Here is a 6,441-nt window from a genome sequence, read left to right as displayed (position 1 = left end):
GATCCCGCTGGGATTCGAACCCAGGACCCATACATTAAAAGTGTATTGCTCTACCAGCTGAGCTACGGAATCTTACTTCTTATTTGAAGTTTCCTTCGTTGTTTGAAGTGATGCAAAGATAGCTATTTTGAGCGTTTCTGCAAACTATTTTGCATTTTTTCTGGTATTTTAAAGCAAACTTACTGATTCTTAAAGCAGTAAATTTGCATCTTTTTTACTGCTCGTTGATAGCTTTCCAAAGCATATCTTTCAGTTGGGTGATATTCTTACCTGCAACTGATGAGATAAAGATATAGGGAATAGCCTCCGGCAATTGCGCCTTCATTTCTTCTTCCAATTCTTCATCCAACATATCCGATTTTGTTATCGCCAACAAACGTGGTTTTGCTAACATTTCAGGGTTGTACTCCTTCAATTCATTCAACAAAATATTGTATTCTTCCTCAATCGTACGATCTGTATCTGCAGGCACCATAAATAATAGCACCGAATTGCGCTCAATATGTCTTAAGAAACGATAACCTAATCCTTTGCCCTGAGATGCACCTTCGATAATACCCGGAATATCCGCCATCACGAAAGATTTGTTGTCACGGTAGCCTACAATACCCAAATTCGGTACAAGCGTCGTAAACGGATAGTTTGCAATCTCTGGCTTAGCTGCCGACACGACAGATAGCAAAGTAGACTTACCCGCATTCGGGAATCCAACCAAACCTACATCCGCCAATACTTTTAACTCTAACACCACCCATTGCTCTTGCCCAGGCATACCCGGCTGTGCAAAACGAGGTGTTTGCTGTGTAGCAGATTTGAAATTGTTATTTCCCAAACCACCTTTACCACCTGGTGTTAAGATTTTCGTTTCGCCATCTTCGGTGATTTCAAAAATTACTTCACCTGTTTCGGCATCTTTTGCTACTGTTCCTAGAGGCACTTCCAAGATTTCGTCTTTGCCCGTAGCACCTGTACGCAATGCCGATCCACCGCGCTCCCCATTGGCAGCAATAATATGTTTTCTAAACTTTAAGTGTAATAATGTCCAGTGCTGCGAAGAACCTTTTAGGATAATATGTCCACCTCGACCTCCGTCACCACCGTCTGGCCCACCTTTCATGGTAGTTTTATCGCGATGCAAATGTGAAGAACCTGCCCCACCATGCCCCGAACGACAACACACCTTTACATAATCAACAAAATTTGAACCTTGAGCCATATTGTATTATTACTTATTTATTTTTTTTATGCTTGGTAACTATCGATTACTGCTGACAATTCAGCGAAGATAGTTTCGATCTCACCAATACCATTTACTTTCGTTAATTTACCTTGCGCTTCGTAATATGGTAATACGTGAATAGTTTTACTGAAATACTCTTCAATACGTTTTTGCAATTTATCAGCTGCATCATCCGCACGACCTGAGATCTCTTGGCGTTTAGCGATACGTTGCGTCAACTCTTCCTCTGTCACATCCAAAGCCACCACACCGGAAATTGAAGTATCTATGCTGTCCAAAAATGCGTCTAATGCTTCTGCTTGTGCTACTGTACGTGGGAAACCATCGAAAATAAAACCTGTTGCCAACGGGTTCTTTTTGATTTCTTCTTCCAACATCGCAATAGTGATCGAATCAGGAACCAAATTACCATCTGCAATGATTTGGCTTACTTGTTTACCTAATTCCGTTTGATCCTTGATATGTGCACGAAAAATATCTCCTGTAGAAATATGTACCAAATTGTATTTAGCAATAAGTTTTTCTGATTGAGTACCTTTTCCTGCTCCTGGAGGACCGAATAATACAAGGTTTAGCATAGTTTGATTATGTTTATTTTGTGACAAAATAAAAAGCCTAATCCTTATGTGAATTAGGCTTTCAGTTAACTAAGTGCACTCCAAGGGAGTCGAACCCCTAACCTTCTGATCCGTAGTCAGACGCTCTATCCAATTGAGCTAGGAATGCTTGAACCATCACTTTTGCGGTATAACCTTATCCGTTTTGGTGATGCAAATATAGCTAAAAAGCCGTTAATACCAAATTTTTTATGGCTGAATATAGCAATAAATTTTTATTTACAAACTAACTCCGTGACTTTCAGCAATAAAAAAAGGAGGGTAAATTCCTCCTTTTTAATGATTTATTATCCAATTATTAGTGTTTTATTTGAGATTCATCAACATAATGCTCATTTGGCACGTAATCCGCAACCATAGCTTCTGCGTAATTGATTTTTTCTCCTTTGCTAAAACGACGTTGTAAACCGTCCATAATAGAATACACAACAGGTACAACTACTAATGTCAAGAACATCGAAGACAACAATCCACCGATAATAACGATAGCAAGACCTCTATTCATATCAGCACCATCACCTGTAGCCATCGCAATAGGAATCATACCAAATACCATCGCAATTGTTGTCATCAAAATTGGACGAAGACGTGCGTGGTTAGCAGCAACTAAAGCATCGTGCGTATTGTAACCATCTTCTTTACGGTGATTTGCAAAGTCGACAAGCATGATCGCATTCTTCGCCACCAAACCAATCAACATGATAATACCTAAAATGGTAAAGATGTTTAAGGATTGATTGGTCAATGCCAAGAATAATAATGCACCGATAAATGACAATGGAATTGAGAATAATACCACAAATGGCGTTGCAAAATTGTCGTATAAAGCAACCATCACCAAATATACCAATAAGATAGAAGCAATTAAAGCTACCCCTAATGTACCAAAACCTTCAGACTGATTCTCCATATTACCACCCCACACATACGTTACACCTGCTTTACGTGGCAATTCTGAAAACTTCGCTTCCCACTCTGCAGCGATTGTACCTGTAGGACGACCAATCACACCACCTTGCACTGATACCGCTGGAGATTTGTCACGACGCTCCAATAATGTAGGCCCTGAACTGTATTCAACCGTTGCAAACTGATCCAAAGAAATAGATTGCCCCGAATTGTTTATAAATTTCAATTTCTTAACGTCATCTAAACTCGAACGCCCCTTGTCATCAAATTGAATATTGATGTCGTATTCGTTATCACCTGCACGGAATTTGTTATCTGTATTACCCGAGAATGCCGTTTGCATTGTCATACCTACAGACGCTACGTTCAATCCAAGAGAAGTCATTTTCTCACGGTCTACTTGCACACTGATTTCGGGGTTACCAGATTCAGAAGTCAACTTCACATCTCTACTTCCTGGCACTTGTCTCAACAAATCAGCTGCCTGCAAGGCAAATTCTTGTGCATCTTCGATCGAAGAACCAATAATCGTTAATTTCAATGGTGCTTGCTCAGGGCCCATAATTCCCATTGGCACACTGACAATTTTAGAACCAATCAAAATTGGCAACAATTCATTACGCAATTTTACAGCGAACACTTTCGAATCGGTTACTTTCTTCGCCTCATCCGTCATGATAACGTGAATCTCAGCTTTATAACGTGATCCCGTAGCCGCGCTCATACCACCGTCCGAAGATTGACCGACAGTCGTAATCGTTTTTTTGATTTCTGCTTTGTTCGCTAAAATATCTTCCGCTTGACGAACCAATGCATTCGTACGTTCCAATGTCGCATCTTTTTCTAATTCAAATTGCAACATGAACTCTCCTCTATCCGAAGATGGGAAGAAGTCGGAACCGATATAACCCATTACAGCTAACGATATAGATCCCGCGAAAAGTACAACTGAAACCAATAAGGTTAAAAACTTATTCAATCTACTACGCAAAGACCATCTCAAGATATCTGAAATCTTATGCGTGAAAGCATCTAATCCAGACTCAAAACCGTGAATGATTTTACCGAAAAATGAATACTTATTGATATGTTCTAATTTTCCGAAACGAGAATACAACCAAGGAACCAATGTAAAGGAAACCAATAGTGATAACATGGTCGAAATAATTACAGTCACACAGAATTGAGCCAAGATATTAGCTACCAAACCTGTTGACATCGCAATAGGTAAGAATACAACCACAATTACCAATGTAATCGCAACAACTGTAAAGCCGATTTCTGCTGCTCCATCATAAGCTGCACGAACCTTACTTTTACCCATCTCCATATGACGGTGAATATTCTCAATAACAACAATCGCATCATCCACCAAGATACCTACTACCAATGAAAGCCCTAATAGAGACATCAAATTCAGTGTATAACCCATCAAGTACAAACCAATGAAAGTACCGATCAGTGATAATGGAATAGCAACCATTGTAATCGCAGCATTACGCAAGGAGTGTAAGAAGAACAACATGATAAGTCCTACCAACACAATTGCCAATACCAAGTCAAAGATTACGTTACCCGCAGCTTTCAACGTAAATTCAGAAGAGTCATTCGCTACATCGATTTTAATTCCTTGCGCGGCATAATCTTTCTCTATACCACTGATGACATTTCCATCTTTATCCACATCAGCAATTGTTTTACGAACTAATTCAGATACCGCTACAGCATTTGCATCAGACTGCTTGAAAACCTGCAACATAATTGTGTTTTTACGATCAACACGAGCAATCTTCTCAATTTCTGCTACTCCATCCTGAATATCTGCGATATCACGCAGGAATATTGTTATACCGGCTGGTGTAGTCAATGGTAAATTACGCAACTCATCAATAGTTGTTACTTTACCTGCAAGACGAATAGTTGTTCTATTCTGTTGTGAAGCAACATTACCTGTAGGAAAATCCAAGTTTGAGGAAGCAATAGCTTGCTGAACTGCTGATAATGAAAGCCCATAACCTTCGATTTTCGCCGGATCTACTTTTACCTGAATTTCACGTTCCTCACCACCAATCATATCCACCTTAGCCACACCGTTTACACGCGCAAATACAGGTTGAATTTTAGAATCCAATAAGTCGTAAAGTTCTTTCTCTGATAAATTGGATGTCACCGCCAAACTCATGATAGCCACATCATCCAAAGAGAATTTATTCAGGGATGGTGCATTCACATCGTCTGGTAAGTCGTTCAATATCGAATTGATCTTCCGCTGTGCATCGGTCAACAAGAAGTTGACATCCGCACCATTATTCAGCGTAATCATCACGACAGAAACGTTTTCCATCGAAGTAGACTCGATCTTCTTTACCATCTCCAAAGACGCAACTGCATCTTCGATTTTTTTCGTTACCGTATTTTCTACTTCCGTAGGTGAAGCACCAGGATACACCGTCTGTACGGTAATCACGTTTACTTCGAACTTAGGAATCAACTCATACCCCATCTGCGAGTACGAGAATATACCACCTAGCGTCAAGATGATGAATAACACCAAAATGATACTAGGTCGTTTTATCGATATTTCAGATATTTTCATAACTACTATTTACTCAATCTAATTACTTAATAATTTCGATTGCAGTTTGATCCAACAAATTAATTTGTCCAGAAATAATTACTTGATCACCAGCATTCAGTCCGCTCAACACTTCGATATTATCACCAAAGTTTCTACCAGAAACAACTTTTGTCTCGATAGCTTTGCCATTCTTCGCAACGAAAACTCTATTATCACTCACTGAACCAACAAAAGCAGAACGAGGAATAACTAAAGTGCTAGCGGAAGTACTACCACCAAAAGTTGCAGTACCATACATACCTGCACGCAATTCTCCACCTGCATTTGGTAATTCAATTTCAACAGGGAAATTTAAGCTACCATCCGATTTAGGTGCAATGAATGTGATTTTACCCGTATAGGTTTTATCTGTATATACTGAAGCTGTAATATCAACAGACTGACCAACGCGTAATGCAGCTACGTTTTTCTCATCCACATTTACACGCAATTTTAACGTGCTGACATTTACAATTTCAAAAGCTGGAGTTCCTGGACTAACATAAGTACCTGGCTCGATTTTGCGAGAATTTACAATACCTGCTACCGAAGTTTTGATGGTTACATCACCAGCTGTCAACTTTGAACTTTGCAAATTGTTCTTAGCCGTTTCAAATTGTAATCTCGCTTGATCCAATTGTTGTTGTGTCACACCACCAGTTTTGTACGCACTCTCAAAACGTTGAAGATTTTGTTGTGCATTATCATAGTTTGCCTGTGCATTAGACACATTTACATTCAACTTATCACCTTCGATTACCGCTAATGTTTGTCCAGCACTCACACGTGAACCTTCGTCTACCAACACACGTACAACTCTGCCTGAAGCTTCTGCACCCACAGTAACTTCTTGCTTCGGTTGGAAAGTGCCATTCGCCGAATTGGCAAGATTGATATTATCCAAACGAGCCGTATCAATACGTACCGCAACATATGCATTTGTTTTAGCTGCTTCTGCAGTTACAGCCTCGTTTTTCGCTTTATTTTTATTTAAGATAACAAAGATACCTCCTAAAGCCGCAGCAATAATAATTACCGTAATTATAGCACGTTTCATA

The 6,441-nt window shown here is 39.5% G+C and carries 4 protein-coding genes and 2 tRNA genes; all 6 read right to left on the bottom strand.

The window, feature by feature from the left end:
- Positions 1–72 (bottom strand) — tRNA-Lys (locus GOQ16_RS12340).
- 142 nt (positions 73–214) lie between these two features.
- The gene (gene obgE / locus GOQ16_RS12335; protein WP_160069556.1) at positions 215–1,216 is read right to left on the bottom strand and encodes a GTPase ObgE; all 1,002 of its coding nucleotides are present in this window, start codon (positions 1,214–1,216) and stop codon (positions 215–217) included.
- Between the two features lie 26 nt (positions 1,217–1,242).
- Entirely contained in the window at positions 1,243–1,818 is a 576-nt protein-coding gene (locus tag GOQ16_RS12330) for an adenylate kinase (protein WP_149915697.1), read from the bottom strand.
- Positions 1,819–1,892: 74 nt separating this feature from the next.
- A tRNA-Arg gene (locus GOQ16_RS12325) sits at positions 1,893–1,966 on the bottom strand.
- A gap of 189 nt (positions 1,967–2,155) precedes the next feature.
- Positions 2,156–5,362 (bottom strand): efflux RND transporter permease subunit, encoded by a 3,207-nt coding sequence (locus GOQ16_RS12320; RefSeq protein WP_160069555.1) that lies wholly within the window; start codon positions 5,360–5,362, stop codon positions 2,156–2,158.
- 22 nt (positions 5,363–5,384) lie between these two features.
- On the bottom strand, positions 5,385–6,440 hold the full coding sequence (locus GOQ16_RS12315) for an efflux RND transporter periplasmic adaptor subunit (protein WP_149915695.1): 1,056 nt from the start codon (positions 6,438–6,440) through the stop codon (positions 5,385–5,387).
- Between the last annotated feature and the right edge of the window lies 1 nt (position 6,441).

The sequence above is a fragment of the Sphingobacterium bovisgrunnientis genome (genome assembly GCF_009829085.1).
In the GTDB taxonomy this organism is placed as follows: Bacteria; Bacteroidota; Bacteroidia; order Sphingobacteriales; family Sphingobacteriaceae; genus Sphingobacterium; species Sphingobacterium bovisgrunnientis.
This window is presented reverse-complemented; position numbering and strand designations above follow the sequence as displayed.

Bases quoted from the DNA above. Each gene is read 5' to 3' on its own strand.
- GOQ16_RS12315 (WP_149915695.1), bottom strand. From the start codon at position 6,440: ATGAAACGTGCTATAATTACGGTAATTATTATTGCTGCGGCTTTAGGA.
- GOQ16_RS12320 (WP_160069555.1), bottom strand. From the start codon at position 5,362: ATGAAAATATCTGAAATATCGATAAAACGACCTAGTATCATTTTGGTG.
- obgE (WP_160069556.1), bottom strand. From the start codon at position 1,216: ATGGCTCAAGGTTCAAATTTTGTTGATTATGTAAAGGTGTGTTGTCGT.
- GOQ16_RS12330 (WP_149915697.1), bottom strand. From the start codon at position 1,818: ATGCTAAACCTTGTATTATTCGGTCCTCCAGGAGCAGGAAAAGGTACT.